Source organism: Imbroritus primus, from assembly GCF_964332355.1.
In the GTDB taxonomy this organism is placed as follows: Bacteria; Pseudomonadota; Gammaproteobacteria; order Burkholderiales; family Burkholderiaceae; genus Imbroritus; species Imbroritus primus.
On the sequence record NZ_OZ201293.1, the window covers coordinates 2,863,664 to 2,890,363 of the forward strand.

Annotated in this window: 25 protein-coding genes; 13 read left to right on the forward strand and 12 right to left on the reverse strand. The window is 63.9% G+C overall.

The features are described from left to right. Positions 1 to 41 precede the first annotated feature (41 nt). Positions 42 to 488 (forward strand): carboxymuconolactone decarboxylase family protein, encoded by a 447-nt coding sequence (locus tag ACQ3C8_RS13140; protein ID WP_428853083.1) that lies wholly within the window; start codon positions 42 to 44, stop codon positions 486 to 488. 513 nt (positions 489 to 1,001) lie between these two features. Here the strand turns inward: ACQ3C8_RS13140 and ACQ3C8_RS13145 are convergent. The 4 genes from ACQ3C8_RS13145 to ACQ3C8_RS13160 form a co-directional block, all read right to left on the reverse strand. Next, positions 1,002 to 1,340, reverse strand: a complete 339-nt coding sequence (locus ACQ3C8_RS13145; protein WP_009524030.1) for a bifunctional 3-phenylpropionate/cinnamic acid dioxygenase ferredoxin subunit — start codon at positions 1,338 to 1,340, stop codon at positions 1,002 to 1,004. An 8-nt stretch (positions 1,341 to 1,348) separates the two neighbouring features. Beyond that, positions 1,349 to 1,819, reverse strand: coding sequence for an aromatic-ring-hydroxylating dioxygenase subunit beta (locus tag ACQ3C8_RS13150; RefSeq protein ID WP_428851821.1), 471 nt, complete (start codon positions 1,817 to 1,819; stop codon positions 1,349 to 1,351). Between the two features lie 2 nt (positions 1,820 to 1,821). After that, a complete protein-coding gene (locus tag ACQ3C8_RS13155; protein ID WP_009524028.1) occupies positions 1,822 to 3,069 on the reverse strand; it encodes an aromatic ring-hydroxylating oxygenase subunit alpha in 1,248 nt (415 codons plus the stop codon). Between the two features lie 136 nt (positions 3,070 to 3,205). After that, positions 3,206 to 4,354: an NAD(P)/FAD-dependent oxidoreductase gene (locus tag ACQ3C8_RS13160; protein WP_428851822.1), complete on the reverse strand. Its 1,149-nt coding sequence runs from the start codon at positions 4,352 to 4,354 to the stop codon at positions 3,206 to 3,208. A 116-nt stretch (positions 4,355 to 4,470) separates the two neighbouring features. Here ACQ3C8_RS13160 and ACQ3C8_RS13165 point away from each other — a divergent pair, with 116 nt between their 5' ends. Further along, complete coding sequence (locus tag ACQ3C8_RS13165) at positions 4,471 to 5,397, forward strand: LysR family transcriptional regulator (RefSeq protein ID WP_428851823.1); 927 nt, start codon at positions 4,471 to 4,473, stop codon at positions 5,395 to 5,397. A 110-nt stretch (positions 5,398 to 5,507) separates the two neighbouring features. Here the strand turns inward: ACQ3C8_RS13165 and ACQ3C8_RS13170 are convergent, their stop codons facing one another. The 6 genes from ACQ3C8_RS13170 to pxpB form a co-directional block, all read right to left on the reverse strand. Beyond that, on the reverse strand, positions 5,508 to 6,743 hold the full coding sequence (locus tag ACQ3C8_RS13170) for a xanthine dehydrogenase family Fe-S subunit (protein ID WP_428851824.1): 1,236 nt from the start codon (positions 6,741 to 6,743) through the stop codon (positions 5,508 to 5,510). After that, positions 6,740 to 7,561 carry an FAD binding domain-containing protein gene (locus tag ACQ3C8_RS13175; RefSeq protein ID WP_009524024.1) on the reverse strand — a complete coding sequence of 274 codons (822 nt, stop codon included), beginning with the start codon at positions 7,559 to 7,561 and terminating at the stop codon, positions 6,740 to 6,742. The genes ACQ3C8_RS13170 and ACQ3C8_RS13175 overlap by 4 nt, the downstream gene beginning before the upstream one ends. Beyond that, positions 7,558 to 9,948 (reverse strand): xanthine dehydrogenase family protein molybdopterin-binding subunit, encoded by a 2,391-nt coding sequence (locus tag ACQ3C8_RS13180; protein WP_009524023.1) that lies wholly within the window; start codon positions 9,946 to 9,948, stop codon positions 7,558 to 7,560. Before ACQ3C8_RS13180 ends, ACQ3C8_RS13175 begins: the two co-directional genes overlap by 4 nt. A gap of 177 nt (positions 9,949 to 10,125) precedes the next feature. Beyond that, positions 10,126 to 10,890 carry a GntR family transcriptional regulator gene (locus ACQ3C8_RS13185; RefSeq protein ID WP_009524022.1) on the reverse strand — a complete coding sequence of 255 codons (765 nt, stop codon included), beginning with the start codon at positions 10,888 to 10,890 and terminating at the stop codon, positions 10,126 to 10,128. Between the two features lie 157 nt (positions 10,891 to 11,047). Next, on the reverse strand, positions 11,048 to 12,082 hold the full coding sequence (locus ACQ3C8_RS13190; RefSeq protein WP_009524021.1) for a biotin-dependent carboxyltransferase family protein: 1,035 nt from the start codon (positions 12,080 to 12,082) through the stop codon (positions 11,048 to 11,050). After that, complete coding sequence (pxpB, locus tag ACQ3C8_RS13195) at positions 12,079 to 12,801, reverse strand: 5-oxoprolinase subunit PxpB (RefSeq protein WP_009524020.1); 723 nt, start codon at positions 12,799 to 12,801, stop codon at positions 12,079 to 12,081. The genes ACQ3C8_RS13190 and pxpB overlap by 4 nt, the downstream gene beginning before the upstream one ends. 216 nt (positions 12,802 to 13,017) lie before the next feature. Between pxpB and ACQ3C8_RS13200 the strand changes: the two genes are divergently transcribed. The 8 genes from ACQ3C8_RS13200 to ACQ3C8_RS13235 are packed head-to-tail and all read left to right on the forward strand — an operon-like array spanning position 13,018 to position 20,920. Continuing rightward, the gene (locus ACQ3C8_RS13200; RefSeq protein WP_009524019.1) at positions 13,018 to 13,794 is read left to right on the forward strand and encodes a LamB/YcsF family protein; all 777 of its coding nucleotides are present in this window, start codon (positions 13,018 to 13,020) and stop codon (positions 13,792 to 13,794) included. A gap of 45 nt (positions 13,795 to 13,839) precedes the next feature. Continuing rightward, complete coding sequence (gene npdG / locus ACQ3C8_RS13205; RefSeq protein ID WP_009524018.1) at positions 13,840 to 14,502, forward strand: NADPH-dependent F420 reductase; 663 nt, start codon at positions 13,840 to 13,842, stop codon at positions 14,500 to 14,502. A gap of 16 nt (positions 14,503 to 14,518) precedes the next feature. Beyond that, positions 14,519 to 15,289 (forward strand): coenzyme F420-0:L-glutamate ligase, encoded by a 771-nt coding sequence (gene cofE / locus ACQ3C8_RS13210; protein ID WP_009524017.1) that lies wholly within the window; start codon positions 14,519 to 14,521, stop codon positions 15,287 to 15,289. Beyond that, positions 15,286 to 16,296 carry a 2-phospho-L-lactate transferase gene (gene cofD, locus ACQ3C8_RS13215; RefSeq protein WP_428851825.1) on the forward strand — a complete coding sequence of 337 codons (1,011 nt, stop codon included), beginning with the start codon at positions 15,286 to 15,288 and terminating at the stop codon, positions 16,294 to 16,296. Before cofE ends, cofD begins: the two co-directional genes overlap by 4 nt. After that, positions 16,293 to 17,051 (forward strand): 2-phospho-L-lactate guanylyltransferase, encoded by a 759-nt coding sequence (cofC, locus tag ACQ3C8_RS13220; protein ID WP_009524015.1) that lies wholly within the window; start codon positions 16,293 to 16,295, stop codon positions 17,049 to 17,051. Before cofD ends, cofC begins: the two co-directional genes overlap by 4 nt. 6 nt (positions 17,052 to 17,057) lie before the next feature. After that, the gene (cofH, locus tag ACQ3C8_RS13225; protein WP_009524014.1) at positions 17,058 to 19,487 is read left to right on the forward strand and encodes a 5-amino-6-(D-ribitylamino)uracil--L-tyrosine 4-hydroxyphenyl transferase CofH; all 2,430 of its coding nucleotides are present in this window, start codon (positions 17,058 to 17,060) and stop codon (positions 19,485 to 19,487) included. A 22-nt stretch (positions 19,488 to 19,509) separates the two neighbouring features. Next, on the forward strand, positions 19,510 to 20,268 hold the full coding sequence (can, locus tag ACQ3C8_RS13230; protein ID WP_009524013.1) for a carbonate dehydratase: 759 nt from the start codon (positions 19,510 to 19,512) through the stop codon (positions 20,266 to 20,268). Further along, positions 20,258 to 20,920 (forward strand): nitroreductase family protein, encoded by a 663-nt coding sequence (locus ACQ3C8_RS13235; protein WP_009524012.1) that lies wholly within the window; start codon positions 20,258 to 20,260, stop codon positions 20,918 to 20,920. Before can ends, ACQ3C8_RS13235 begins: the two co-directional genes overlap by 11 nt. Positions 20,921 to 21,059: 139 nt before the next feature. On the opposite strand, the gene ACQ3C8_RS13240 is transcribed toward ACQ3C8_RS13235, so the two are convergent. Further along, positions 21,060 to 21,557: an Lrp/AsnC family transcriptional regulator gene (locus ACQ3C8_RS13240; RefSeq protein ID WP_428851826.1), complete on the reverse strand. Its 498-nt coding sequence runs from the start codon at positions 21,555 to 21,557 to the stop codon at positions 21,060 to 21,062. Between the two features lie 197 nt (positions 21,558 to 21,754). Between ACQ3C8_RS13240 and ACQ3C8_RS13245 the strand changes: the two genes are divergently transcribed. The 3 genes from ACQ3C8_RS13245 (at position 21,755) to ACQ3C8_RS13255 (ending at position 25,617) form a co-directional block, all read left to right on the forward strand. Then, positions 21,755 to 22,987 (forward strand): diaminopropionate ammonia-lyase, encoded by a 1,233-nt coding sequence (locus ACQ3C8_RS13245; RefSeq protein ID WP_009524010.1) that lies wholly within the window; start codon positions 21,755 to 21,757, stop codon positions 22,985 to 22,987. A gap of 96 nt (positions 22,988 to 23,083) precedes the next feature. Next, the gene (locus ACQ3C8_RS13250) at positions 23,084 to 24,157 is read left to right on the forward strand and encodes a porin (protein WP_009524009.1); all 1,074 of its coding nucleotides are present in this window, start codon (positions 23,084 to 23,086) and stop codon (positions 24,155 to 24,157) included. A 29-nt stretch (positions 24,158 to 24,186) separates the two neighbouring features. After that, on the forward strand, positions 24,187 to 25,617 hold the full coding sequence (locus ACQ3C8_RS13255; protein WP_009524008.1) for a pyridoxal phosphate-dependent decarboxylase family protein: 1,431 nt from the start codon (positions 24,187 to 24,189) through the stop codon (positions 25,615 to 25,617). A 127-nt stretch (positions 25,618 to 25,744) separates the two neighbouring features. Here ACQ3C8_RS13255 and aqpZ read toward each other — a convergent pair whose 3' ends face one another. Then, entirely contained in the window at positions 25,745 to 26,449 is a 705-nt protein-coding gene (aqpZ, locus tag ACQ3C8_RS13260) for an aquaporin Z (RefSeq protein ID WP_009524007.1), read from the reverse strand. Positions 26,450 to 26,700: the final 251 nt, after the last annotated feature.

Here is a 26,700-nt window from a genome sequence, read left to right on the forward strand (position 1 = left end):
GGCGAATATTGAATACCCGCTTAACAATAGGAATGAAAGAAATGAGCCGACTAAACTGGCAAGAAGTCTCTCCGGATGGTGCAAAAGCGTTGTTTGGCGTTCATCACTACGTTACCAGAAACACCGAATTGCCCGAGCAACTGATTCATCTGGTATTTCTGCGCATCTCGCAGATCAACGGCTGCGCCCATTGCATCAATATACACAGTCGCGATCTCGGGAAGACCATGCCCATCGAAAAAATTGTATTGGTTCCGGTTTGGCACGAGGTGCGTCAGCTATTTTCTGAACAAGAATGCGCCGCCCTGGCGTGGGCTGAAGAAGTGACACTACTGAGTGAAACGCATGCCTCAGATGCTGCATATGCAGCAGCATCCTCGATTTTTGGAGATAAAGATCTGGTCGACCTTACGATTGCTATCGCTGCTATGAATGCTTTCAACCGGCTTGGCGCCCCCTTCCGTCTCCCAGTATCGGTCACTGCTTAAGCTCGACCAATCGCTGGTTCCCTGCTAGGAGCATGGCTAGGCAGCCAAACAGGTATTCACGTCAATAATTTCTCGCTTGATCCCTTCATGGCGCTGCATCTCAGTAACGAGTACTGTTGACCACCTCGATCCACACCAAGCCCTGAGATAGATCGATGGTCTTACAGAATCTCAGCACCAGTTACTCGAAGTCAGGGTATCCCATCGGAATTGCCACACTTGATACCGCACCGAGCATTGCTACAGGCCACGTATTTCCGTGCTTCTGGAATACCGCTTTCGCGTGTGTCTGAGCGGCCACCCATATTCAGGGGTCCATCGTGGTATCCACAGCCCAGCAGTTATCAAATATCTTCACGTGGTTACGCCGGCGACTATACGGAAATTTACAATCTTATAGATATTAAATCGAAAGCAGGGGGCGCACAGCGCCCGCGCATGCCGCCACGTTGCGCCCATAAAAAGACCCGCCAGCCGATACAGCACTGGCGGGCCCCACGAGGAACGTTACGATCAGGCGGCGGGTGTCAGGTTGATGAAGATGTCCTGACCCACGATGCGCACCGGATACACAGCCACCGGGCCGGTAGCCGGCTTGCACATAGCCTGGCCAGTGCGGATATCGAAGCGCGCCTGGTGCAGCGGACATTCGATCTCGCAGCCGTCGAGATAGCCTTCGGAAAGATGGGCATGCTCGTGCGAACAGATGTCGTGCGTGGCATACAGCTCGCCTTCCACCTTGTAAAGTGCCACTGGCTGGCCACCGACCTGCACGCCGGCGACTTCGCCTTCCGGCACGTCATCCAGCGCCGCGGCGCGCTCCCAGCCCGGGCCAAGGGTTTCGTCAGTCATGCATCACCTCAGATCGGATAGACAATCGAATTCGGCACCAGGTCGCCATCGAACACGCAAATACGCTCCTTGAACTTGAGCTTGCCGTTCTCGGTGACGATCGTGTCCAGATAACGTCCGGTGTTGAACACCTCCGTGGGCGTGTCCAGCTTCGTCCCCATCAGCACATAGTTTGCTTCGGCGCGGATCACACCGCCTTCGACGCTGTGGATGCGCGGCGCGCTGATCACGTGACGCTGCAGGTACGGCGCGTGATAGATGGTTTCATTCATGCCGTACACACGGTCGAGCAGCATGGCCCGGCTCTCCAGCATCAGCGACGATGATGGCAGGCCAGCATCGTAGTTTTCTCGCGAGACGATGCGGTAGATGCACTCGTCCGTAAAAAAATCAGGCCACGCCTCAAACTTGGTGTTGTCAACGCACGCGGCATAGTCGTTGTACAGGTCCTGGACCGCGAAACGCGTATTTGCATCCATCCTCAGATCTCCATGATTTTGCGGTAGTACTGGTACATGCCCCGGATCAGCGTTTCCGACACGTGGGTATCGGTATCGGCGATCTCGTGGCCACCCAGTTCACACAGCGTTTCGTCGCTCTCCGTCGCTTGCATCGCGCCGGCTTCCAGCAGATCGGTGATTTCTGCATCGTCCGCCGAGACGAAACCGGCGTGGCCAAACAGGTTCCCCTGGCGGAGACGGCGCTGGGTCAGTTCTGGAGAATCATCCTCAAAGCCGAACTGCGTCCAGATGTAATCGAAGGCGCCCGGACCGCGCGGCACGAGATGGCGGACGGCCAGGGAATTGACCTGCTGCTGCATGATCACGCTCGGGAAAATGCTCTGGATGACGGCAGTCGGACCATCCCACCACGGTTCCGTCTCGACGTCGAGGAAGCGCGGGTCGTTCAGTTCCATATGCTCGCGGAAGCTGCTGATGCCGGCCGTGGCCTCGCCCTTGCCGCCCTGGTTGCGCACCGTGACCATGGCCGAATGAGCATGCGAATCATCCATCAGGTTGAGCGAGTCATTGTCGGCGCGCCACAGACCGAAGTTGACGAACCAGGTATGCAGCAGACCAGGGTGATAGCAGTCCTTCAGATTTTCGTGAATCAGCTTCCAGTTGCCGCGCACGCGCTGCCGGTTGTAGCCGAGCACCTTCAGCTTGCGGCCATCGAACACGCGCTCGAAGTACTTGAGCATGGTCGGGCCGAGAAAGGTTTCAAAGTCGGGCACGTCCGGATGGAAGCTGGCGAACACGACGCCGTTGTGCACATGCACCTTGAGCTGGGTCAGGCTGTGGTTCTCGCGCTTGAAATCCTTGGGCATGCCGCCCTTGCCCTTGATGCCGCGCAGGAACGGCACGCCCAGCAGATTGCCCTTGAGGTCGTAGTTCCACTGGTGGTACGGGCAGACAAATTCTTTCTTGTTGCCCTTGTGCTCCTGGCAGAACTGCGCGCCACGGTGGGCACAGCGGTTTTCCACGACGCTGATGCTACCGTCCTCGTCGCGCACCACGATGACCGAGCGCTCGCCGACATAGCTGCGCTTGAAGTCGCCCGGATTGGGGATTTCCGCCTCGAGGGCTACATAGTTCCAGTGCGGGCCGTTGAAGAGACGCTCCTGCTCGCGACGATACACTTCCGGATCGGTGTAGATCCAGTAAGGCATCCGCGAGGAGCCCTCTTTCTTCCATTGCCGCACAAACGTAATCGGGCGGGGGTCGTTCATCGTCATCTCCTTGGTAGACAACCGGCGCTCCGGCGCCTTGTATTGATCCAGATTCAAAAGCCTTTTCACATGGCCCCAGGCTTCATCGCGCCACGACGGCGCGGGGATGGCCGGGGATGCCACGGCGCACACCCGCCTACTCCAGTACCTTGGGCATGCCCTGCGCCAGTTCGCTGGCGCGGGCCACGCACGCGCCGTTCAGCGCAAACCCGCGCAAGCTGCCGGCACTGTCATGGAACAGGGAATGCACGCCTGCGTCGTCAGTGGATGTCTGCCAGCTGCCTTCCGCAGCAGGCGGCGGGCACACGACGGTCGGACAGACTGAGGTCTTGACGATCACCGGCATGGCGCCGTAGCTGACCGTGGCACTCTCGCCCGCGAGCTGCGCGGCGATGACCTTGGCAGCCGGACCGATGGGGTTGATATACGGCATCCACAGGCCGGCGATCTCGGCGCAATCGCCCAGCGCGTAGATCGCGGGATCGCTGGTGCGCAAGCTGGCATCCACCACGATGCCCTGTGCCACTTCCAGCCCCGCCGCACGCGCCAGGGTGGTACGCGGGCGTAGGCCCACGGCGGACAGCACCAGGTCCGCTTCCAGCACTGCACCGTCTGCACAGCGCAGCGTCACGCCATTGGCACGCGGCTCGATGCTCTTCACCGCCGTGCCGAGATGCCATTCGACGCCGGCCTGCTGCAAGGCGTCGTACAGGGTCTGGCTGTTGGCGGGCGGTAGCAGGCGGCTCAGCGGCAGCGGCGCGATGTCCAGCACCTTCACGCGATAGCCGGCATGCAGCAGGTCGTTGGCAAACTCGCAGCCGATCAGGCCGGCGCCCAGGATGGCGATGTCGCGCTTGCCTTCGGCCAGGGCGCGGAAGCGCCGATAGTCATCGAGGTCGTTGACCGACACCACATGGTCGGCCAGCGCATCGTCCACCAGCGGCAGGCGCACGGGCTCCGCACCGAGTGCGAGCACGAGCTTGTCGTAGGTGATGGGACCGTGGCTGGTATGCAGGGTGCGGCTGGCGCGGTCGAGCGACTGCACATGCGTGCCGGTCAGGACCTCGCCCTTGATCTGCGCGGCCATGCCCTCGGCGGTCCGCGAGGACAGTTCCTCGACCGGCGCGCCGAGGCGATAGGCCTCGGAGAGCGTGGGCTTGGAATAGAAATGCCCATCGTCCGCCGTGAGCACGGCCAGCGATTCCGTCTTGTTGCGCTTCCGGAATTCGCGCGCCACGGAATACCCCGCCAATCCGCTGCCGACAACGACCACCGCATAGTGCATCACCACGCTCCTTGGGGGACTGCCTCTTCGCGGCTGGCGAGTGTTTCGCCCTGCCGTCGAGATGAATGTCTATGGCAAAAATGTAGTCGCCGGCATACCATATGTAAATCGCATAAATGCAACTCAAGGTATACGCAAAAGTGGATATTGCCGAGCTGGACCTGAAACTGCTGGTGGCATTCGAGGCCATGCTGCATACCCGCAACGTGACGGCCGCAGCAGATGCCATCGGCATCACCCAGCCGGCAATGAGCACCGCCTTGGGCAAATTGCGCAAGGTGCTTGCCGACCCGCTGTTCGTCCGGACCTCGCAAGGCATGGAGCCGACGCCTTTTGCCATGGAGCTCGCCGAGCCGATCCGCGACGCCCTGCAATTGCTGCGGCAAACGCTAAACCGCGACAAGCATTTCGATGCGGCCACGTCCACGCGCACCTTCCGCATCGTCATGACGGACATCGGCGAGCGCGTCTTCTTGCCGGGCCTCCTGCAGCACCTGAGCACAGTTGCGCCGCATGTCAGCGTGCGCACCGTGCAGCTGCCGGTCAAGGAAATGCGTGACGCGCTCGAATCAGGCGAGATGGACCTGGCGGTCGGCTTCATTCCCGACCTGACCAGCGGCTATTACCAGCAGCGGCTGTTCAACCGCTCCTATGTGTGCATCGCGCGTACCAATCATCCGCACATCGGCGACACGCTGAGCCTCGAACAGTACCTGGCGGCCTCGCACGCCATCGTCTCAGCGCCCGGCACGGGGCACGATGTCGTCGAGCGCGTACTGGCGGAGAAAGGTTACCGGCGGCGCATCGCCCTGCATGTGACGCACTTCCTGGCGATTCCGCTGATCGTCGCCAATACCGACCTGGTGGTGACGATCCCCACCATGCTGGCGGAATCCTACCTGCCGGCCGGCAACATCAAGATGCTCACGCCGCCGCTGAAGATGCCGGTGTATGCCATCCGCCAGTACTGGCATGAGCGCTTCCATGAGGATCCGGCCAACAAGTGGCTGCGCGAGCTGTTCTGCGATCTGTTCCGGGACTGAGGTCCGGCAACAGAGGTCCGCGACCGAGCCTGCCGCGCCCATGAAAAAACCGCCACCGCACCTCGGGACGAGGCAGGATGGCGGCTTTTCGCCGTCAGGCAGCAGGTGTGTTACTTGCCGCCGAACAGCTTGCGGAAGAACCCGACGATGCGGTCGCGGATCACCGAGAACACCAGGGCGCCGGCATTCAGTTCGGCAGCCGGCATCGGCGGGGCTTCATCGGCACCACCGGTGTGGCTCAGGCGCGCGCGCAGGTTGGCTGCGAAGGCATCGGTCATGCGCTTGGCGATGTCCAGCACAATGCTCGAGCGGCTGAACTGCGCCAGCGGGCCGGTCAGTGCAAAGCCGACCTGCACGTCCACGCGCGTGGCCGCCGCGCCTTCGTCGGTCTGGGTTTCCACCAGTGTGTAGCGGATCTCGCCACGCGTGGCCGAGGCAGACTTGGTGTCGCGAGCGCTGCCGTAGATCGTGCCGACGTAGTTGGCCGGATCGCGCTCGACATCGGCCGCACCTTCGAAGTCAGCGACGATCGGGCCGACCTTAATGCGCAGCTTGGGTTCGACGTGCGTTTCCGTCGGCGGCGCCAGCAGCGAGGCGCCCGGCAGGCACAGCGTGACCTGATCGAGCTTGCCGAAGAACTCCCACACCTGCTCGCGCGGGAATTCCACGGTAAAGGTCTGTTCGATGGTGGTCATCGGCTTGCTGCTGTCGACCGGCGGGGCAGCGCGGCTGGCAGCGGTCTTGGCCGGTGCAGCCTTGGCGGTGGCGGCGCTGCTGCTGGCCGCCTTGGCAATGGCATCGGCTGCCATGGCTTCCGCGTGGCCGGAGCCGACCGGCCCGATCTCGCCGCGTAACTCGACCGGCTTGGTGACACCTGCGGCACGGCGCGCTTCGATCACGCTCAGCACAGCCTTGGTGATGCCGACGTAGCCGGTACAACGGCACAGGTTGCCGCTCATGGCAAAGCGCACATCGGCTTCGGTTGCATCGGGCATGCGCAGCACCACGTCATGGGCCGAGGCCAGCATGCCGGGCGTGCAGTAGCCGCACTGCAGCGCGTGCTCGCGCTGGAAGGCAGCGCGCAGGGCGATCATCACTTCATCGTCGTCCATGCCTTCGATGGTGGTGATTTTTGCGCCATCGCAAGCCACGGCGAGCGTGATGCACGAACGCGCCGGCACACCATCGACCATCAGCGTGCAGGCGCCACAGACGCCATGCTCGCAACCGATGTGCGTACCGGTGAGATTGAGGGTATCGCGCACGAAATCGGCAAGCTGCGTACGCGGTTCGACCGCGGCGCCAGAGATTACCTTGCCGTTGACAGTCATATTGATTGTTTTCATGCCTGCTCCGCCCGGTCGACGGCGCGCTTGAGCGCAGCCACGTGGACCTGATTGTCGAGTTTGTCCGTATGCCCGGCATCCTGCAGCAACGCGCGGGCCGCATCGACGTCGAGATGACGGCCATCCGGGAACAGCGAGCGCGCATCGCGCACGATGATTGGCTTGGATTCCGTGGCGCCAATGACCACACGGCACACCGAGCGCGCCGGATCCTTCAGCACCACGCCGATGGCATGGGCGAATTCGCCGGTCTTGCGGCACAGCTTGTGATAGCCCCAGCGTGCATCGGCCGACAGGCGCGGAATACGCACGGCCTCGAGCATCTCGCCTTCCTGCAGCGCGGTTTCGAACACGCCGGTCATGAAATCGTCGATCGGCATGCTGCGCTTGCCCGAAGGTCCGGCCAGCAGCACTTCGGCACCGATGGCGCACAGGCTGTTGATCCAGTCGGCCGACGGGTCGGCGTGCACGATACTGCCGCCGATGGTGCCGCGGTTGCGCACGGCACGGTAGGCGATGCCACGCGCCACGCGCGACAGCGCACCGCCGGTCACGTCGGGTACACGGCCGTCTTCGATGTCGGCATGCGTGACGCAGGCGCCGATGACGATGGCATCGTCGGTGACTTCGACGCGCTTGAGTTCAGGAATGCCGGTGATATCCACCAGCAGGTCCGGCTGCACGAGCCGCAGGTTCAGCATCGGCCCGAGCGACTGGCTGCCCGCCACGACCTTGACGACGATATCGTCGCGCTGCAGGTGGCGGATCACACCATCGAGACTCGCCGGGCGGTCGTAATCGAAGCGTGACGGTTTCATACCTTCTCCCGGCTGGTGATGCGCATGGACACAAACGATTCGTCCTGCTGCGCAACCTTGTTCGTCTGGGCTGCGTCGATAGCCTCGAGCACGCGGCGCGGCGTGATCGGCGACACGTAGAGCGAGGCGCCAAGCGGACGCAGGGCGTCGTTCACGGCGTTGGCAATGGCGGCCGGCGGCGGAATCGCGCCGCTTTCGCCCACGCCCTTGACGCCGAACTCGGTGTAGGGCGACACGGTTTCCATATGGATCAGGCGCGGCTCCGGCACTTCGGTCGGGCCGGGCAGCAGGTAGTCCGCAAAGGTGGAAGCCAGCGGCTGGCCGGAGGCGTCGAACGGCATTTCCTCGTATAGCGCGGTGCCGATGCCTTGGGCCGTGCCACCGTAGATCTGGCCATCCACAACCATGGGGTTGACCAGCTTGCCGCCGTCTTCGACGATCACGTAGTCGAGGATCTCGACATCGCCGGTTTCCGGATCGACGGCCACCAGCACGGCATGCGCGCCATAGCCGAACGTACCGGAGTCACGCTGCGGCTTGTAGCCTTCGGTCACTTCGAGGCCGCCCGGGTTGACTTCGGCTGGCAGGTCCTGCGGACGGCGATACCAGGTGTAGGCGATTTCGCCGATGGTCAGGCTGCCGTTGGGGCCGATGACCTTGCCATCGCGGACTTCGACTTCCTCCGGCTTGGCCTTGAGCATGAAGGCGCCGATCGCGGCGAGGCGCTTGGCGATGGTCTGGCAGGAGCGCGACACGGCGCCGCCCGACATGACCATGCAGCGCGAGCCCCAGGTGCCGGTGGAATACGGGGTGTAGGCGGTATCGCCATGCACCACCTTGACCTTGGCGACGTCGATGCCGAGGATTTCGTTGGCGACTTGCGCCAGCGTGGTTTCCAGGCTCTGGCCATGGGAGTGCGCGCCAATGCGCACTTCGAGACCGCCGTCGGGCGTGACGCGCACGGTGGCCTGCTCATAGCCCGGCACCATCGGAATGCCCCAGCCAGCGTACACGGAGGTACCATGCGCCGCCTGTTCGCAGTAGATCGACACGCCCACGCCGATCAGCCGGCCATCGGGCTCGCCCTGCTTCTGGCGCTTGCGGATGGCATCGTAGTCGATGGCCGCCACGGCCTGGCGCAACGCTTCCGGATAGTCGCCGCTATCGAAGTGCTTGTTGGTGATGTTGTCGAACGGCATCTGCTCCGGCTTGACCAGGCTCTTCAGACGCAGTTCGTACGGCTCGATGCCGGCGGCGCGGGCCAGGTCGTCCAGCACCAGTTCCAGCGCAAAGCACACGCCGGTCCGTGCCACGCCGCGGTACGGCAGGATCGGGCACTTGTTGGTGGAGACGGAATGCGTTTCGCAACGATACCCGGGGAAATCGTACGGGCCGGGCAGGATACTCGCGACCTGCGCAGCTTCCAGGCAGGCCGAGAACGGATACGACGAATACGCACCGGAATCCACCGTGGCTTCGCAGTCGATGCCCAGCAGGCGGCCTTCGCTGTCGGCATAGCCGGTGATGACGTAATGGTGTTCGCGGCAGTTGGCGCCGGCCGTGAGGTGTTCGCGGCGGTCCTCGATCCAGCGGACCGGGCGACCGAGCTTGATCGCCAGCCAGCTGATGGCGACTTCCTCGGTGAGCAGGATGCCCTTGTAGCCAAAGCCCCCGCCCACGTCCGGCACGACCACGCGGACCTGGCCTTCATCGAGGCCAAGGCATTCGGCCAGGCCAGTACGCACGATGTGCGGGATCTGCGAGGCCGTGTAAAGCGTCAGCAGCTCGAGGCGCGAATCCCAGAACGCCACGGCACCGCGGCCTTCCATCGGCGCCATCGACTGGCGCGAGGTGCTGATGACGCGCTGCACCTTGATCGGCGCGTCCTGCACCGCTTCGATATTGACGTTGACCTTGGTTTCCAGGAAAACGTTGTCCGGCCACTCTTCGTGCACGCGCGAACTGACATCGCGGCGGCCTTCGAGCATATTGTGGATCGCCGGCAGTTCATCGAGATCGAGGCGCACCATGGCGGCGATGTCCTCGGCCTCGGCACGCGTCGGCGCCACGCACATGACGACGGTTTCGCCGACATGGCGTACCTTGCCCTGGGCGAGAACCGGCTGTTCGGAAATCTTGAATCCGGGGAGCCCGGAAACGGCCCGGATGGGCTTGACGCCTGTGAGGTCGTCGATTGTGAAAACACTGTCGCGGACTTCTTCGGGAATCTCGACTCCCAGAATGCGACCGTGCGCGAGCGGACTGCGCACAAAGGCCACGTCCTGCATATTGGCCATGCGGATGTCCGCAACAAACTGGCCCCGCCCGCGCATCAGGCGATCGTCTTCCTTACGAAGTACGCGCGCCCCAACACCTTGTTCCGACATTGACCCGCTCCTCCTGTCACTGAATGCGTCACCGCAATGTGCGCCGCGCCGGTCCACATGAACCGGCGACAGAGGGCTGGGTGACCACATTACCATCGAACATTTAGTCTAACATACTATTTATAGTATGTTAGATATATTTGTACGTGGCGCTCGGGAATTGGGTTTCCCCGAAATTCAGGCGGTCTTGCGGCGTGTCTTCGGCGTCCGTTGCTCGAAAAAGTCGATTGACATGCGGATGCAATCGGCGCGGTACGTGATGTCCGCCACATAGATCGCGGTATCGGTATCGTCGAGCACGACCCAGCGTACTTCCGCCGTCGGCGCGCTGAGCGACACCTGCAGCAGGTCGGCGATTTCCGGGTCGGCGGTGCCAATCACCAATGTCTGGTGCGCCTGGGCGATATGCACATCCATATCGGCCAACACCGACAGGCCGGGATGCTTGAGAAAGCGCTCGCGCTCGCGCTCGAACACCGGCTTGGCGATATGTACGCTGGCCACGCCGTAGGGTACGCCGTCCTTCAGCTGCACGCTGCGCAGGAAAGCATACTCGTCGGCGAGGTTGCCCTCTTCCTCGGGCAGGCGCGGAAAGCGCGGCGGGTTCGCAACCTTGATAAACTTGGGGACGTTGTCGCGGATCGACTCGACTACCGACTCCCACGCGGTTTCGAGCTTGAGCCAGCGCTTGTCGTTGACGGTATCGTTGACAAAGGTGCCGCGCCCTTGCTGGCGCTTGACGAGGCCTTCGCGCTCCAGCAGATCCACGGCCTGCCGCACTGTCACGCGGGCGACGCGGAACTCTTCTTCCAGCTCTTCGAGCGTGGAGATTTTTTCGCTGGGCTGCCATTCGCCGGTTTCAATCCGGCGCCGCAGGGCGGCAGCCACCTGGATATAGGCTGGGATCTTCCCGCGACGGTCAGAGCTCTGTAGTTTCTGCATATATTGCACCTATTATCCTAACCATAGGATTATACAATGGCGATCCTCCGACTGAGAGGCAGCGTCCGTCCGACGCGACACTGCCCGGCTCCGGTTGCCGCCTGCCGCACCGGCCAGAGAGGCCCGGTCCATGCCGGCTCGGCAGCATCCGAACGCCCTAGCTCCGGTGGCTGACCACCCCGCTGATCAAGTTCTCCCGATAGAGGGCCGCCACGTCGATGGCTGCCTCCGCACTCACTTCGCGCAGCGCCGCGATGATGCGCTGCAACTCCGCTTCCTGATCACGCCGTACCTGCTCGGCTTCACTTACCGTCACGGCTGCGAATCGTACCTTGCGGCCCGGGCGCCGACGGCCGAGCACCGGCAGGTCGGCCGAGATCACCGTGGCGATCTTCGGGTAGCCGCCCGTGGTCTGCGCATCGGCCAGCAGCACGATGGGCATGCCGGAGCCCGGCACCTGGATCGAGCCACCGACGATGCCGTCCGACACGATGTTGTAGCCCTTGGCGTGCTCGAGCGCCGGACCATCCATGCGGAAGCCCATGCGGTCCGATTGCGGCGTGACGGTGTACTCACCCGACAGGAACGTGGCGACGCCGGCTTCTGTGAAGTAATCGTCCTGGGGCCCGAGTACCACACGCACCGGCGCGTCGAGCGCCAGATCGAGCGGATCGGGCAGGCCCAGCTCGGGCCGTTCGGGCGCATTGCCCTGGCGCAGTGGCAGCGTGTCGTCACGCTTGAGCGCCGAACCGTTCAGGCCACCCATGCCGCCGCGTACGTACGTCGCCGTACTGCCGAGCACCGGCGCGATATCGAAGCCACCTTCCACGGCCAGATAGGCACAGGCTGCATCACCCAGCTGGGTCACGCGCAGCGTATCGCCACGTACGAGCCGCACGCTCTGGCCGGCCGGGATGGTACGCGGTTGTTCGCCGCCGATCTCGATGGCGGTATTGCAGCCGGCCAGCGCCACGCGCACCGCATCGGCCTGCACTTCGAGCGCCGGGCCCTGCAGCACCAGTTCAAGTGCCGCGGTGTCGAGCGGATTACCAACCAGCGCGTTGGCCAGCCGCAGGCTGAGCCGATCGAGCGGACCTGCGACCGGCACGCCGGCATCCTGGAATCCCTTACGCCCCAGATCCTGCACGGTGGTGTGGATGCCGGGCTGAATGACCTTGAGTGCGGATGTCATGATGCAAGAGCCTCGCTGGGAACCTGGTATGTGCCGGCCTGCGTGGCGGCGCGGATGTCGTCGAACTGCGCTGCCGTGACCGGCTCGAAGCGCACCTTGTCGCCCGGGCTGAACAGGGCAGGACGCGGCTGGGCCGCATCGAACAAACGAATGGGCGTGGTGCCGATCAGATGCCACCCGCCGGGGCTTTCAAGCGGATAGATCGCGGTCATGGTCGAGGCGATGGCGATCGAGCCGGCCGGCACGCGGATGCGCGGGTCGGCGCGGCGCGGCAGCACGAGCTGCTCCGGCAGGTCGCCCATGTACGGATAACCGGGCACGAAGCCGATCATGTAGATATGGAACTGCGTCTCGGTATGCAGGCGGATCACCTCGTCCACCGTGAGCCCCTTGGTCTCGGCCACCTCGGCGATGTCGGGGGCGTGCGTCGGCTCGTAACAGGCCGGCACGCGCCACAGGCGGCCCGCGCCTGTGCTGGCTGCGTTGTCGTCGAGCAACGCCGTGATCTGTTCGCTCAGGGTAGCGCTATCGGTCACGAGCGGGTCGTAGTGCACCATCAGCGAGCGGTAGGTGGGCACCGTCTCCACCACGCCCGGGACCTCGACCGCGCGCACCCGCGCGCCCAGCTGCAATACCCTGTCACTCAGGGTCCGGTCGATCCGGTCGCCGAATTCGACGACAATCGCGGTATCGCCGGCAGAAAGAAACCGCACATCCATCCATCCGCTCCTTGACTCTGGCCATGCCCCCGGGAAATACCCGACAGCACTCTAATGATATTGTCTTTCTATCTTTAGTACCATATACTAATTGATAAGGCGACAGACCTCAACCCGAGTCCTCGCCAGACGCGTGGGAATACGCGTTGCGGCTCGCCAGCTCCCGTCGGCGAGCACGATCAAGACAGTTTCGCAATCGCACACAAAGGAATTGCAATGACACTTTCGGTCAACCTCAATGCAGACATGGGAGAAGGATTCGGCGCGTATGACATCGGCAACGACGACGGCATCCTGAAGATCATCAAATCGGCCAACATCGCCTGCGGCTTTCACGCCGGCGACCCGCTGGTGATGCGCCGCGTGGTCGAGCGCGCCAAGGCGGAAGGCGTCAGCATCGGCGCCCACCCCGGCTTCAACGACCTGTGGGGCTTCGGCCGCCGCCGCATCGACATGAAGCCCTACGACCTGGAATGTATGATTGCGTACCAGATCGGCGCCATGCAGGCCATGGCTGCCTTCGCCGGCGAGAAAGTGACCCACGTCAAGCCGCACGGCGCGCTGAACAACATGGCCGCAGAGAACGAAGAATACGCAATGGCCATCGGCCGCGCCATCAAGGCCGTGGACCGCGACCTGATCTACGTGGCGCTGTCCGGCTCGGAAATGGAAAAGGCAGCAGTCAAGCTCGACCTGCCGCTGGCCCGCGAAGGTTTCTGCGACCGCCAGTACGAAGACGACGGCAACCTGACCTCGCGCAAGGTGCCAGGCTCGGTCATCAAGGATCCCGAAGTGGCCACCCGCCAGGTCGTGGAAATGGTGGTGGAAGGCGTCATCGTGTCGCGCAACGGCAAGCGCATCAAGCGCCGCGTCGACAGCCTGTGCGTGCATGGCGACGAGCCGACCGCACTGGCCCTGTCGGCCTCGGTGCGCGCCGGCCTGGAAGCCGCGGGCGTGAAGATCGTGCCGCTGACCGAAATGAAACTGAACTGATCGGCCGACCGATCAGCCTCAGCCAACCGTCACAGGAGACACGTAATGCAAAGCCGTCCTACTCTGGCCATCATTGGTGGCACTGGCGCACTCGGTTCGGGTATGGCCATGCGCTGGGCCGCGGCCGGATACCCGGTCATCGTCGGTTCGCGCGCTGCTGAAAAGGCGCAGGAATTCGCGAAGACCATCCAGGCCGGCAACGGCGCCCCGGCCGTGCGCGGCGACACCAATGCTGGCGCCGCTGCGGCAGCCGATATCGTTGTGCTGGCGATCCCGTTCTCGAACCACGATGCGACGCTCGCCGAGATCAAGCCGGTTGTCGCCGGCAAGATCGTGGTCGACGCCGTCGTGCCACTCGTGCCCCCGAAGGTCGCCCAGGTCCAGCTGCCGCCGCAAGGCTCGGCCGGCCAGATCGCGGAAGCGCAGATCGGTGATGTTGCCCGTGTCGTTTCGGCCTTCCAGAACGTCGGCGCCGCCAAGCTGCAGAGCGGCGGTCCGATCGAGTGCGATGTGCTGGTGACCGGCAACGACAAGGATGCACGCCAGGCGGTCATCGACATGACCAATGCCATCGGCATGCGCGGCATCGATGCCGGCCCGATCGCCAACGCCGCCGCCGCGGAAGCGCTGACGTCGATCCTGATCGGCATCAACAAGCGCTACAAGGTGGATTGCGCAGGCATCCAGATCACCGGTATCTCTGCGTAATCACGGGTGGACCGGCATGGCAAGCGCCCCTGTCACGTTGACAGCACTGGCGGACTTTCCGCTGGTCGAACCTGGTGACGATCTGGCCAGCCTGATCATCGACGGGCTGCGCCGCACGGACATCGTGCCGCGCAGCCGCGACGTAATCGTACTGGCCCAGAAAGTCGTCTCCAAGGCCGAGGGGCGCTACGTCGACCTGCGCGACGTGACCCCGTCGGCCGAGGCGCGCAAGCTGGCCGAAGAGGCCGGTAAAGACGCGCGCATGGTCGAACTCATCCTCGCGGAAAGCCGCGAAGTGGTGAAACTGCGCGCCGGTGTGCTGATCGTCGAGCACCGGCTCGGCTACGTGATGGCCAACGCGGGCATCGACCAATCCAACATCGACCACCCCGACGGCAACGAGCGCGCGCTGCTCCTGCCGGAAGATCCCGACGCCAGCTGCGCGCGCCTGAAAGCGCAGCTCGACGCCGCGTTCGGCATCGACCTCGCGGTGGTCATCAATGACAGCTTCGGCCGCCCCTGGCGGCAAGGCGTGACCGGCGTGGCGCTTGGCGCCGCTGGTATTCCTGCATTACTCAACCTGATCGGCGCACCTGATCTCTTCGGCCGCTCGATGCGCGTCACCGAGATCGCGGTGGCCGATGAAATCGCCGCAGCGGCCTCGCTCGTCATGGGCCAGACCGATGCCGGCAAACCTGTCGTGCATCTGCGCGGACTGCAATGGGATGCCCCCGCGCGCCCTGCAGCCGACCTGCTGCGACCCAAACAACAAGACATGTTCCGATGACTCCGGGAGGGGAAGGCATGATGCAGGGCGGGCGCGTAGTGGCCTTGTGCGGCGGTGTCGGCGGTGCCAAGCTGGCGCTGGGACTCGAGACGGCGCTGGGGTCCGGACCGGACAGCGAACGTCTCGCCATTGCCGTCAATACCGGCGATGACTTCGAATACCTCGGGCTGCGCATCTCGCCCGACCTCGATACGGTGCTGTACACCCTGGCCGGCCTGAACGACCTGACCCGCGGCTGGGGACGTGCCGACGAGACGTGGAATTTCATGGCGGCGCTCAAGGAGCTTGGCGGCGAAAGCTGGTTCTCGCTTGGCGACCGCGACCTCGCGCTGCATGTCGAGCGCACGCGCCGCCTGCAAGCCGGTGAAACGCTCACCAGCATCATGGGTGACATGGCACGTCGTACCGGCATCCGCGCGGCACTACTACCGATGAGTGACGATCCCGTACGCACCATCGTGCAGACCCCGGATGGCGCGCTGCCGTTCCAGCATTACTTCGTCAAGCACGCCTGCCAGCCGGTCGTGACCGGCATCAGCTTCGCCGGTGCCGACGATGCCGCGCCGAATCCGGCGCTGATGCAGGCACTCGCCGATCCGCAACTGTCCGCGGTCATCGTGTGTCCGTCGAACCCCTTCCTCAGCATCGATCCGATCCTGGCCGTGCCGGGCATCCGCGTCGCGCTGCAGCGTACGGCTGCGCCGGTCATCGTAGTGTCGCCCATCGTCGGCGGACAGGCCGTGAAGGGGCCGACCGCCAAGATCATGCAGGAACTCGGGCTGGAAGTGACCTCGCAGACCATTGCCGCGCACTATGCAGGGCTGGCGGACGGGCTGGTCATCGATGAGGCTGATGCAGCCGATGCCGCAACGCTCGCCTTGCCCACGCATGTCACGCGCACGCTGATGCGCTCGCACGCCGACAAGCGCCAGCTTGCCGACGCCGTGCTGGATTTTGCCAACACCTTGCGCGAAGCCGGCCAGGCGCGCGCCCGGAGCGCCGCATGAACCGCGCCACGCTGTGGGCCGTGGTGCCCGTCAAATCGTTCGACTGCGCCAAGCAGCGCCTCACGCCGCTGCTCGATGCAGGCGAGCGCGCCGGCCTGGCGCGCGCCATGTTCGAAGACGTGCTCGACGTGCTGGCACGGCATCCGGCGCTGGCCGGCACGCTGGTCGTCACCAACGATGCCGAAGCTGCTGCCCTGGCGCGCGCCAAGGGCGTGGGCGTCCTGGCGGACAAGCCGGACGCAGGCCTGGTGCAGGCCGTGCGCCATGCCGCGCATACACTTGCCGCCGCGCGCTGCGCCGGCATGCTGGTGGTGCCGGCAGACCTGCCATCGATCAAGGCCGCTGACATCGAACTGATCGCGCTCGGCCACCGGCACTCGCCTGCCGTCACGCTGGTCGCGGCGGGCAGCGATGGCGGTACCAATGCACTGGCCTGCTCGCCGCCGGACGCCATGCCGATCTGCTACGGCGAAGACAGCTTCCGCCACCACTACAATGCGGCCACCGCGCTCGGCCTCGCGCCGCGCGTGCTGACGCTGCCGCGTTTCGAACTCGACATCGACCGCCCGGACGACCTGCTGGCCTTCATGGCCCAGCCGCCGAGCACGCGCACCCATGCGTGGCTGCGCGCGAGCGGTATCGCCGGACGCCTGCGTGCCCGGCATGCAGCGGTCGACAATGCGACCGACAGACTGGCCGAGCCAGCCGATGCTTTGACCTGCGACGCTCCGGCGGCGCTTTATCAGAAGGGATGATTGACCATGACGACGCTCACGCTTGACCCTCTCGGCCGGCTGTCCCGCGACGAGGCCTATGGGCTGATCGACGTCGCGCTCGATGTCCTGCTGCCAGCCGCCGCAGCCCGCCGCGATGCCGCGCATGGCCACGCCGTGTCGTATTCGCGCAAGGTGTTCATTCCGCTCACGCAACTGTGCAGGGATGTGTGCCACTACTGCACCTTCGCGCATCCGCCGCGTAAGGGAGAAGCGCCTTTCCTGTCGATCGAGAAGGTGCTGGAGATCGCCCGCGCCGGCGCTGCCGCTGGTTGCAAGGAAGCGCTCTTCACGCTCGGTGACAAGCCCGAATACCGCTATCACGTGGCCCGCGAAGCGCTGGCCGAGATGGGACATCCGACCACGCTGTCGTATCTCGCCGAGGCGGCGCGCGTGGTCTATCGCGAGACTGGCCTGCTGCCGCACGTGAACCCTGGCCTGCTGGATGCGAACGATCTCGCAGCGCTGCGCGCGGTGTCGATCTCGCAGGGCATCATGCTGGAAAGCTCGTCGGAACGGCTGTGCGAAAAAGGCGGCCCGCACTATGGTTCGCCCGACAAGAAGCCGGCGGCGCGCCTCGAGACTATCCGCCTCGCCGGTGAAGCCCGCGTGCCGTTCACCACGGGCATCCTGATCGGCATCGGCGAAACACGTGCCGAGCGCATTGACGCGTTGCTGGCGCTGCGCGACCTGCAGGACCAGTACGGCCATATCCAGGAAATCATCGTGCAGAACTTCCGTCCGAAGGTCGGCACGCTGATGGTGAACGCGCCGATTCCATCGCTGGACGAACACCTGTGGACCATCGCCGCCGCGCGCATGATCTTTGCGCCCGAGATGAACCTGCAGGCGCCGCCCAACCTGCGGCCGGGCGCGCTGCGCCAGCTCGTCGAGGCAGGCATCAACGACTGGGGCGGCGTATCGCCGGTCACCCCGGACCACGTGAATCCCGAAGCGCCGTGGCCTCACCTCGAAGCGCTGGCCAAGGCCACGCGCGAGGCAGGCAAGGAGCTGACCGAACGCCTGGCCATCTACCCGGCCTATGCGCGCGATCTCGATCGCTGGATCGACCCGGCCTTCCGCACGCCCCTGCTGCAACGTGTGGATACTGATGGCTTTCCGCGCACCGACAACTGGTCGCCGGGCGCGCAAGAACTGCCGCCACTGGCCGACCTGCAGCGCATCGGCGTGCCGGCCCGGCCGGTGGCCGACCAGACGGTCGCGAACATCCTGGCACGCGCCAAGGCTGGTGAGACGCTCGAAGAGTCCGACATCGTGCGGCTGTTCCGTGCGCGCGGCGATGAGTTCACCGCCGTCTGCAAGGCAGCCGACGAACTGCGCCAGCAAATGAACGGCGATGTGGTGAGCTTCGTCGTCAACCGCAATATCAACTACACCAACATCTGCTCGTACCGCTGCCAGTTCTGCGCCTTCGCCAAGGGCAAGAGCACGGAAGACCTGCGCGGCAAGCCTTACGACCTGCCGATCACGGAAATCCAGCGCCGCGTGCGCGAGGCCTGGGATCGCGGCGCCACCGAAGTGTGCATGCAGGGCGGCATCCATCCGTCGTACACCGGCGAGACCTATATGGAAATCTGCCGGGCCGTGAAGGAAGAAGCGCCCGGCATGCATGTGCATGCTTTCTCGCCGCTGGAGATCTGGCAAGGCGCGAAGACGCTCGGCCTGCCGCTGCGCGACTACCTGATGCGCCTGAAGGACGCGGGCCTGAGCACGCTGCCCGGCACGGCCGCGGAGATTCTCGACGACGAGATCCGCGAGATCATCTGCCACGACAAGGTGACGACGGACCAATGGTTCGAGGTCATGCGCGCCGCCCATGAAGTCGGCCTGCGCAGCACCTCGACGATCATGTTTGGCCACGTCGAGAGGTTCGAACATTGGGCCCGCCACCTGCTGCGCCTGCGTGCGCTGCAGGTGGAGACCGGCGGCTTTACGGAGTTCGTACCGCTGCCGTTCGTGCACATGGAATCGCCCATCTACCGCAAGGGCCGGGCGCGGCGCGGGCCATCGTTCCGCGAGACGGTGCTGATGCATGCCGTGGCGCGTCTGGCGCTACACCCGGTGATCCCGAATATCCAGGCGTCGTGGGTCAAGCTTGGCGTGGAAGGCGTGCGCGCCTGCCTGCAGGCTGGCGTCAATGACATGGGCGGCACGCTGATGAACGAAACCATTTCGCGCTCCGCCGGCGCCTCGCACGGCCAGGAAATGACTGCCATGGACATGGAAGCAATGCTGCGCGAGATGGGCCGCATCCCGCGCCAGCGCACGACCGCCTACGGTACGCCGGATGACGCGGCGATGCAGCGGGCACGTACCGTGACCACGCCGGTCGAGCCGGTGCGCATTCTCATGCGTGAACACAAGAAAGCACCTTCCGCGACAGCGTGCGCGGCATAAACCATCCTCAGGGAAACTGATCATGGGCAAACTCGATCATCTACTGCAGAAGAACCGCGACTGGGCCGCCGAAGTGACGGCGCGCGACCCGGCCTTCTTTGAACGCCTGGCCGCGCAACAGGCGCCTGAATATTTCTGGGTCGGCTGCTCCGACAGCCGCGTACCCGCGAACTCGATCATCGACCTGCCGCCCGGCGAAGTATTCGTGCACCGCAACGTAGCCAATATGGTCAAGCATGCCGACATGAACGGCCTGACGGCGATGCAGTTCGCCGTGGATGTGCTGAAGGTCAAGCACATCATCATCTGCGGTCACTATGGCTGCGGCGGCGTGAAGGCCGTGCTGATGGGCGAGCGGCACGGACTGGTCGACAACTGGCTGGCGCAGCTCTATGTGATCCAGGACAAATACCACGCCCTGCTGGGCGCCTGCGAAAGCGAACAGGCGCGCCATGACCTGCTGTGCGAGCTGAATGTGATCGAACAGGTCGCCAATGCCTGCCAGAGTACCGTGGTGCAATCGGCATGGCGCCGCGGCCAGGATCTGTCGGTGCATGGCTGGATCTATGGCATCCACAATGGCCTGATCCGCGATCTCGATGTTTCTCAAGACACGCCGGCCAATCCGGAAGCAAGTGCCTATCTCGGCAACTACCTCGGCAAGGCGGTGACCGCGACCGGCAAGGCTCTGCTCACGGCACGCGAGAACGACATCGTCACGCGTGCCACGATCCGCACGTCGTCGCCCGACTATATGTGGGGCTCGGTCGATGGCGCCTAAGCTCGCCCTCGTCCATCTTGCAGGCGATACCGAACGGGCCATCACGCCCGACGCATCGCGCCCCTGGATGGCACGGCGCTCGGTACGCCGCTATACGCCGCGTGCGATTGCGCCCGAGCTGATCGAACAATTGCTGGAGGCGGCTGTCTGCGCACCCTCCGCGCACAACCGCCAGCCATGGCGCTTTGCCGTGATGAGCAGCGCGCGGCACAAGCATGCGCTCGCCACTGCGATGGGCGCGCGCCTGCGCCGCGACCGCCAGGGTGACAACGATCCGGATGAGGCCATCGAAGCCGATGTGGCTCGTTCCTATGCGCGCATCACGGGGGCCGCGACGGTGATGATCGTGTGCCTGACGATGGAAGACATGGATCGCTATCCCGATCCGGTCCGCAGCCGCAACGAGTATCAGATGGCCGTGCAGAGCACGGCGATGGCAGGGCAGAATCTGCTGGTCGCGGCACAGGATGCGGGCCTCGCCGGCTGCTGGCTGTGCGCGCCGATGTTCTGCCCGGACACGGTACGCGCCGCGCTGGACCTGCCGGAACATTGGGAGCCGCAAGGCATGATCACGCTGGGCTATCCGGCCAACGCCGGCAAACCCTTTACGCGCCGCCCGCTTGCGGATGTGGCGCTGATCCTGCCGGACTGATTGATCTCCGCTGCGCCATGACGGCGCAGCGTGCAGTGAATGGGTGCATCACGCACACCATCGTGATGCGTCGACGAACTGCCTGCCGGTGATGCCGGCCGGGCGGTTTTTGCACGCCCGCGCTGCGCCTGCGTGAACGTCAGGCAGCGGGTGCGCTGTCGTCTTCCGCACGCGGTTCCTCGAGCGGGACAGATGTCTCGAACTTGGTACAGCTCATGGCAAACGTGCTCTTGAAATTGCGCACATTGTTATTCGAGGAAAACACGCGACGCGTGAATGCGTGATAGGTATCCATCGAGGCGGCGTTGACGATCAAGAGGAAATCGAACTCGCCTGAAACCTCGTAGCACGCCATCACATTGCCTTCGCTGAGCATGCGTCGCTCGAAGTGCCGCAGCAGCGTATCGTTCTGCTGCGCCAGCTCCACCGCAACGAATACCGTGAGCGGACGCCCCACGGCGACACGATCGACGATCGCCACCTCCTTGAGCAGGACGCCATCCGCACGCAGTTGGGCAATGCGCCGCTGGCATGTCGCCACCGAGGCATGCACCCGCTCGGCGAGTGTGCGCAGTGGCAGCGAGGCATCAGCCTGCAGGAGATTCAGGATGCGGATATCGAGTCGGTCAAGTGCCATCCGGCTGCCCGGTAAATGATTCGTTGAAGGAGGCGCTGAAAAGATGCGTCGAGTGTCTCACGAAAGCATTTATTTCGAAGCAATTTTCTCGCCAATGCGAGTACTTCAAGAAATTTTCTTCGTGACCTGCCCCTAAGATGATCACACAGGCCCAGTGCGTTTTCACTGGGCGGATTCGTTGATTACAAGGTAGAGCAATGTTAGTTGAAAACCGGTTTGCCGTACGTGCCCCTTACAGTGACGACCTGCGCGATATCATGAGTATCGCCAAGGCCAAAGAGAGCCGCGAATGGCTGTCGCACTGGTCCGAGCTGACCCGCGAGCCGACGCCACTGGTGCCGCTACAAGGCCTGGCCCGCGAGCTGGGCGTCGCACGTATCGATCTCAAGGATGAATCGAAGCGCGCATCGCTGGGCAGCTTCAAGGCGCTGGGCGCGTCGATCGCATTGGTCCGTCTGATCCAGCGCATCTGGCCCGAGCGGAACTACCAGGCCAAGGACCTGTTCCAGGGCAAGCACGCGCAGGCGCTCAGCAACTTCACCGTGATCAGCGCCACCGACGGCAACCATGGCCGTTCGCTGGCTGCTGCCGCGCATGACATCGGCTGCCGTTGCGTGATCGTGCTGCACAAGAACGTGAGCATGGAGCGCGAGGAAGCGATTGCCTCGCATGGCGCCACCATCGTCCGCATCGCCGGCAACTACGACGCCTCCGTCGAGGAAGCCGCACGCCTGGCCAAGGAAAACGACTGGCGCGTGGTGTCCGATACCTCGTACGACGGCTACGAGGAAATTCCGCGCGATGTGATGCAGGGTTACGGCACGATCCCCGAAGAAATTCTCGAGCAGCTGGAAGTCGGTGCGAACGATGCCTGCCCGTACACCCATGTGTTCCTGCAGGGTGGCGTGGGCGGCATGGCAGCGGGCATCGCGAGCTACCTGAACGAACGCTTCGGCGCCAAGCGTCCCACCTATATCGCTGTGGAGCCGAAGCAGGCGGACTGCCTGTACCAGAGCGCGATTGCCGGTCGCGCGGCGAACGCCACGGGCTCGGTGGATTCGGTCATGGCCGGCCTGGCTTGTGGCGAGACCTCGCCGCTGGCGTGGCGCTTCCTGCAGCCGTCGGTGGATTACTTCCTGACCATCGATGACGGTGAAGCCGTGGAAGCAATGCGCGTGCTGGCCTCGGGCCAGGCAGGCGACGCACCGGTAGTGAGTGGTGAGTCGGGAGCCGCCGGACTGGCCGGCCTGATGCATCTGGTGAAGAACGAAGAACTCCGCATCAAGACCGGACTGAACGATCAGGCCCGGATCTTGCTGATCAGCACCGAGGGCGCTACTGCTCCTGCGGTGTATGAGGAATTGGTCGGGAAGTCGGCATCAGCCGTGCTGGCTTCTCAGTCGAAATGGCTTGACCAGGCCTGTGTCTGAGAAAAAGGCCGGCATCCAGCCGGCCTTTTTCCGGGCATTCACTCGCAGTAGGCAGAGCAAACATAACGTTTCACCACAGACAGAGGAGATTTGCCAATGCGTTTTATGAAGACTGCCCTAGCACTTGCCGCATGCGGAGCCGCCACTACGGTGTATGCGCAAAGCAATGTCACGTTGTTTGGCCTGATTGATACCAACATCCGCTACAGCACGAACGACAATGCCGCCGGCGACAACCGGCTGCAGATGGCGAACGAAGGCTTCCTCACGGGCAACCGTTGGGGTATGCGCGGCACGGAAGACCTGGGATCGGGTAACCAGGCGATCTTCATGCTGGAGTCCGGCTTCGGCCCCGATAACGGCGCGCTGCAGCAGGGCGGCCGCCTGTTTGGCCGTCAGGCATACGTGGGCCTGAAGACCAACTTCGGCGGACAGCTGACGATGGGTCGCCAGTACACCATCGCCGGCGAATTCATTCCCCAATATGAAGCCAGCGGCCTGGCCATCAACCCGAGCGTCGGTTATCAGTCGTTCAACTACGATGGCCTGCGTCATGACAACATGATCCGCTACGGCCAGGATTTTGGCGGCGGCCTGAAAGGCGCGGTCGGTTACACGTTCGGTGAAGTGGCTGGTCATATGGGCCGCAACTCGGCGGTGGGCGCGAACCTGTCGTACACGAATGGTCCGCTGATGCTGGGCGGCGTGTTCCAGACCACGCGTGACGTCTCGGGCGCGGCGTACTTCAACGCGCTGGCACCGGGCCAGACCAGCCGCCAGACGGTGTGGAGCGTGGGTGGCACGTATAACTTCGGTGTTGCCAAGGTATTCGCCGGTTATATCAACAACGAGCTGAAGCAGGCCGACTACCGCAACCACGACTTCTTCGTCGGGCTGCACTACGATCTGACGGCTGCGCTGAAGTTCATCGGCTCGCTGCACTATGACCGCCTGCGCCACGCCGGCAACAACGGCAACCGTGTCACCAGCATGGCCATGCTGGACTACAATTTCAGCAAGCGGACGGACGTGTATTTCGCAGTGGACTATACGAAGCTTTCCGGCGAGTGGGTCACGCTCAACGGCAATCCGCGCTTCAATTCCTCCGCGAATACGAACGGCTTCAACAACAAACTGGGTCTCACGGCAGGTCTGCGCCATCGGTTCTGACGCGCGGATGCGCGCTCGGACTGATATGCATGACACTTGCTAAATCGGACGTATCCGCACTCTTTACCCAGGCCGCACTGGCGGCCGAGCGGTTCCGGGCTGGTCTCGATGACCGGCCCCAGCGTCCCGGGATGGACTATGCCGCGCTGCGTGCAGCAGCCGCGGCGGATGTCCTCCCAACCCCGGAGTCCGGCCTCTCTGCCCAGGAGACGCTGGACTCCCTGATTCAGCTCGCGGAGCCGGGACTTCATGCCTCCCCGGCTCCGCGTTTTTTTGGCTGGGTCATCGGCGCCTCGCATCCTGTGGGCGTCGCGGCCGACTGGCTCACCAGCGCGTGGGGCCAGAACTGCGGCAATCACCACACTGCCCCCTCCGCTGCCTTCATCGAAGAGATTGCCGCACGCTGGCTGCTCGATATCCTGCATCTTCCCGCGACTGCATCGGTCGGTTTTGTTAGCGGTGCGACGATGGCGAATTTCGTCTGTCTCGCGGCGGCACGTACGCACGTCTTGCGGCAGGCCGGATGGGATGTGGAAGCCGATGGGCTGTTCGCCGCGCCGGAGGTGCAGGTCCTGATCGGTGACGAGGCGCACACCTCAGTGTATGCCGCCCTGCGCATGCTCGGCTGGGGACAGCGCCGGCTGCGGCGCGTGGCCACCGATGACCACGGTGCGATGCGACCCGATGCGCTGCTGGCGCAGTTGGCGGACTGCACGGGACCTGTCATCGTCGTGACCCAGGCCGGACAGATCAACACCGGCGCATTCGATCCGCTTGCCCAGATCGTGGACGCCGCACACCGTCACGGTGCGTGGGTGCACGTCGATGGCGCATTCGGGCTATGGGCGCGCGCCTGTCCGTCGACCTGTCCGCTGACACTTGCGTATGAGCAGGCCGACTCGTGGGCCACCGACGGCCACAAGTGGCTGCAGACGCCATACGACTGCGGCTATGCAATCGTCGCGCATCCGGAGGCGCATCGTCGCGCCATGACATTCGCGGCCAGTTATCTCCCGCAGGCTGACGACGCGGAACGCAATCCGGCGGAGTATGTGCCCGAACTGTCGCGCCGCGCACGCGGCTTCGCCACGTGGGCGATGTTGCGGCACTTCGGTCGCGACGGCATCGCGACTATGGTGGAGCAGCATTGCATGCTGGCGCGCCATGCTGCACAGCGACTTGCCGACGAACCTGGCATCGCGGTCCTGAACGATGTGGTGCTGAACCAGTTGATCGTGCAGTTTGGCGCCGACCGTGATCCGCAGCAGGCCGACGCGCTGACCCGGGCGACCATTGCACGCATCGTTGCCGACGGCACGTGTTTCGTCGGCGGCGCGGAATGGCGTGGGCGCTGGGTGATGCGCATGTCGATCATCGGCTGGGAGACGCAGCTTGCCGATGTGGATCGTGCTGTCGACGCCATGCTGTCGGCATGGCGCGTGGAAGCCGGCAGGGGTTGAGCGAAGTCCGGCTCGATCGCCGGCCTCCGGTACTTTCTTCAACACTGGATCAAGCGCTGGGGTCAGGCCCTGATCTCGAGCGATGACGTCACGAGATGATGTCATGCGCTGACCCCAAGCACCTGTTTCAGCCCCGCGAATCTTCGCTGGCAATGCAACGATAGACCAGCGCGCCGATCACTGCGCCGATGATCGGCGCAACCCAGAACAGCCACAGCTGTGCCAATGCCCAGTCGCCCACCAGGATGGCCGGGCCCGTGCTGCGTGCGGGGTTGACGGAGGTATTGGTCACCGGGATGCTGATCAGGTGGATCAACGTCAGCGCGAGGCCGATGGCAATCGGTGCAAGGCCCTGCGGGGCGCGCTTGTCGGTCGCACCCATGATGATCAGCAGGAACATCGCGGTCATCACCACTTCGCTGATCAACGCGGCCGTCAGCGAATAGCCGCCGGGCGAGTGCGCGCCATAGCCGTTCGATGCCAGCCCCGAGGACAACTCAAAGCCGGCCTTGCCACTGGCGATGCAGTACAGCACTGCCGCGGCAACGATCCCGCCAATCACCTGCGCCACGATATAGGCCGGCAGTTCGCGCACCGGGAAACGTCCGCCCGCCGCCAACCCGATGGAGACGGCCGGATTCAGATGGCAACCGGAAATGTGTCCGATGGCGAATGCCATGGTCAGCACCGTGAGGCCAAAGGCCAGCGCCACGCCCAGCAGGCCGATGCCAACTTCCGGGAAGGCCGCTGCCAGCACGGCGCTGCCACATCCGCCCAGCACAAGCCAGAAAGTCCCGATGCACTCCGCGAGAGAACGTTTCACCAACGTCATTGCACACCTCCTTGACATGCCTTGTTGTAAGCGCCGTCACCGGTGACACCTCGAGCGCGACGGCGGGATGTCCGCAGACCGCATGTGCTGCGGATGCCTTGCATCATAGACGCCCGCCATGGCAACGAAATGAATGAGTGTGACGTCGGCGGCAAATTTCTGAATATATCCTAATATATAGGATCATGGTCCTATAAAATGTTTACTTCACCAAGACCCTCTGCTAATCTGCAAAGCAACGACACACCACG

Bases quoted from the DNA above. Each gene is read 5' to 3' on its own strand.
- ACQ3C8_RS13140 (WP_428853083.1), top strand. From the start codon at position 42: ATGAGCCGACTAAACTGGCAAGAAGTCTCTCCGGATGGTGCAAAAGCG.
- ACQ3C8_RS13145 (WP_009524030.1), bottom strand. From the start codon at position 1,340: ATGACTGACGAAACCCTTGGCCCGGGCTGGGAGCGCGCCGCGGCGCTG.
- ACQ3C8_RS13150 (WP_428851821.1), bottom strand. From the start codon at position 1,819: ATGGATGCAAATACGCGTTTCGCGGTCCAGGACCTGTACAACGACTAT.
- ACQ3C8_RS13155 (WP_009524028.1), bottom strand. From the start codon at position 3,069: ATGAACGACCCCCGCCCGATTACGTTTGTGCGGCAATGGAAGAAAGAG.
- ACQ3C8_RS13160 (WP_428851822.1), bottom strand. From the start codon at position 4,354: ATGCACTATGCGGTGGTCGTTGTCGGCAGCGGATTGGCGGGGTATTCC.
- ACQ3C8_RS13165 (WP_428851823.1), top strand. From the start codon at position 4,471: ATGCAACTCAAGGTATACGCAAAAGTGGATATTGCCGAGCTGGACCTG.
- ACQ3C8_RS13170 (WP_428851824.1), bottom strand. From the start codon at position 6,743: ATGAAAACAATCAATATGACTGTCAACGGCAAGGTAATCTCTGGCGCC.
- ACQ3C8_RS13175 (WP_009524024.1), bottom strand. From the start codon at position 7,561: ATGAAACCGTCACGCTTCGATTACGACCGCCCGGCGAGTCTCGATGGT.
- ACQ3C8_RS13180 (WP_009524023.1), bottom strand. From the start codon at position 9,948: ATGTCGGAACAAGGTGTTGGGGCGCGCGTACTTCGTAAGGAAGACGAT.
- ACQ3C8_RS13185 (WP_009524022.1), bottom strand. From the start codon at position 10,890: ATGCAGAAACTACAGAGCTCTGACCGTCGCGGGAAGATCCCAGCCTAT.
- ACQ3C8_RS13190 (WP_009524021.1), bottom strand. From the start codon at position 12,082: ATGACATCCGCACTCAAGGTCATTCAGCCCGGCATCCACACCACCGTG.
- pxpB (WP_009524020.1), bottom strand. From the start codon at position 12,801: ATGGATGTGCGGTTTCTTTCTGCCGGCGATACCGCGATTGTCGTCGAA.
- ACQ3C8_RS13200 (WP_009524019.1), top strand. From the start codon at position 13,018: ATGACACTTTCGGTCAACCTCAATGCAGACATGGGAGAAGGATTCGGC.
- npdG (WP_009524018.1), top strand. From the start codon at position 13,840: ATGCAAAGCCGTCCTACTCTGGCCATCATTGGTGGCACTGGCGCACTC.
- cofE (WP_009524017.1), top strand. From the start codon at position 14,519: ATGGCAAGCGCCCCTGTCACGTTGACAGCACTGGCGGACTTTCCGCTG.
- cofD (WP_428851825.1), top strand. From the start codon at position 15,286: ATGACTCCGGGAGGGGAAGGCATGATGCAGGGCGGGCGCGTAGTGGCC.
- cofC (WP_009524015.1), top strand. From the start codon at position 16,293: ATGAACCGCGCCACGCTGTGGGCCGTGGTGCCCGTCAAATCGTTCGAC.
- cofH (WP_009524014.1), top strand. From the start codon at position 17,058: ATGACGACGCTCACGCTTGACCCTCTCGGCCGGCTGTCCCGCGACGAG.
- can (WP_009524013.1), top strand. From the start codon at position 19,510: ATGGGCAAACTCGATCATCTACTGCAGAAGAACCGCGACTGGGCCGCC.
- ACQ3C8_RS13235 (WP_009524012.1), top strand. From the start codon at position 20,258: ATGGCGCCTAAGCTCGCCCTCGTCCATCTTGCAGGCGATACCGAACGG.
- ACQ3C8_RS13240 (WP_428851826.1), bottom strand. From the start codon at position 21,557: ATGGCACTTGACCGACTCGATATCCGCATCCTGAATCTCCTGCAGGCT.
- ACQ3C8_RS13245 (WP_009524010.1), top strand. From the start codon at position 21,755: ATGTTAGTTGAAAACCGGTTTGCCGTACGTGCCCCTTACAGTGACGAC.
- ACQ3C8_RS13250 (WP_009524009.1), top strand. From the start codon at position 23,084: ATGCGTTTTATGAAGACTGCCCTAGCACTTGCCGCATGCGGAGCCGCC.
- ACQ3C8_RS13255 (WP_009524008.1), top strand. From the start codon at position 24,187: ATGACACTTGCTAAATCGGACGTATCCGCACTCTTTACCCAGGCCGCA.
- aqpZ (WP_009524007.1), bottom strand. From the start codon at position 26,449: ATGACGTTGGTGAAACGTTCTCTCGCGGAGTGCATCGGGACTTTCTGG.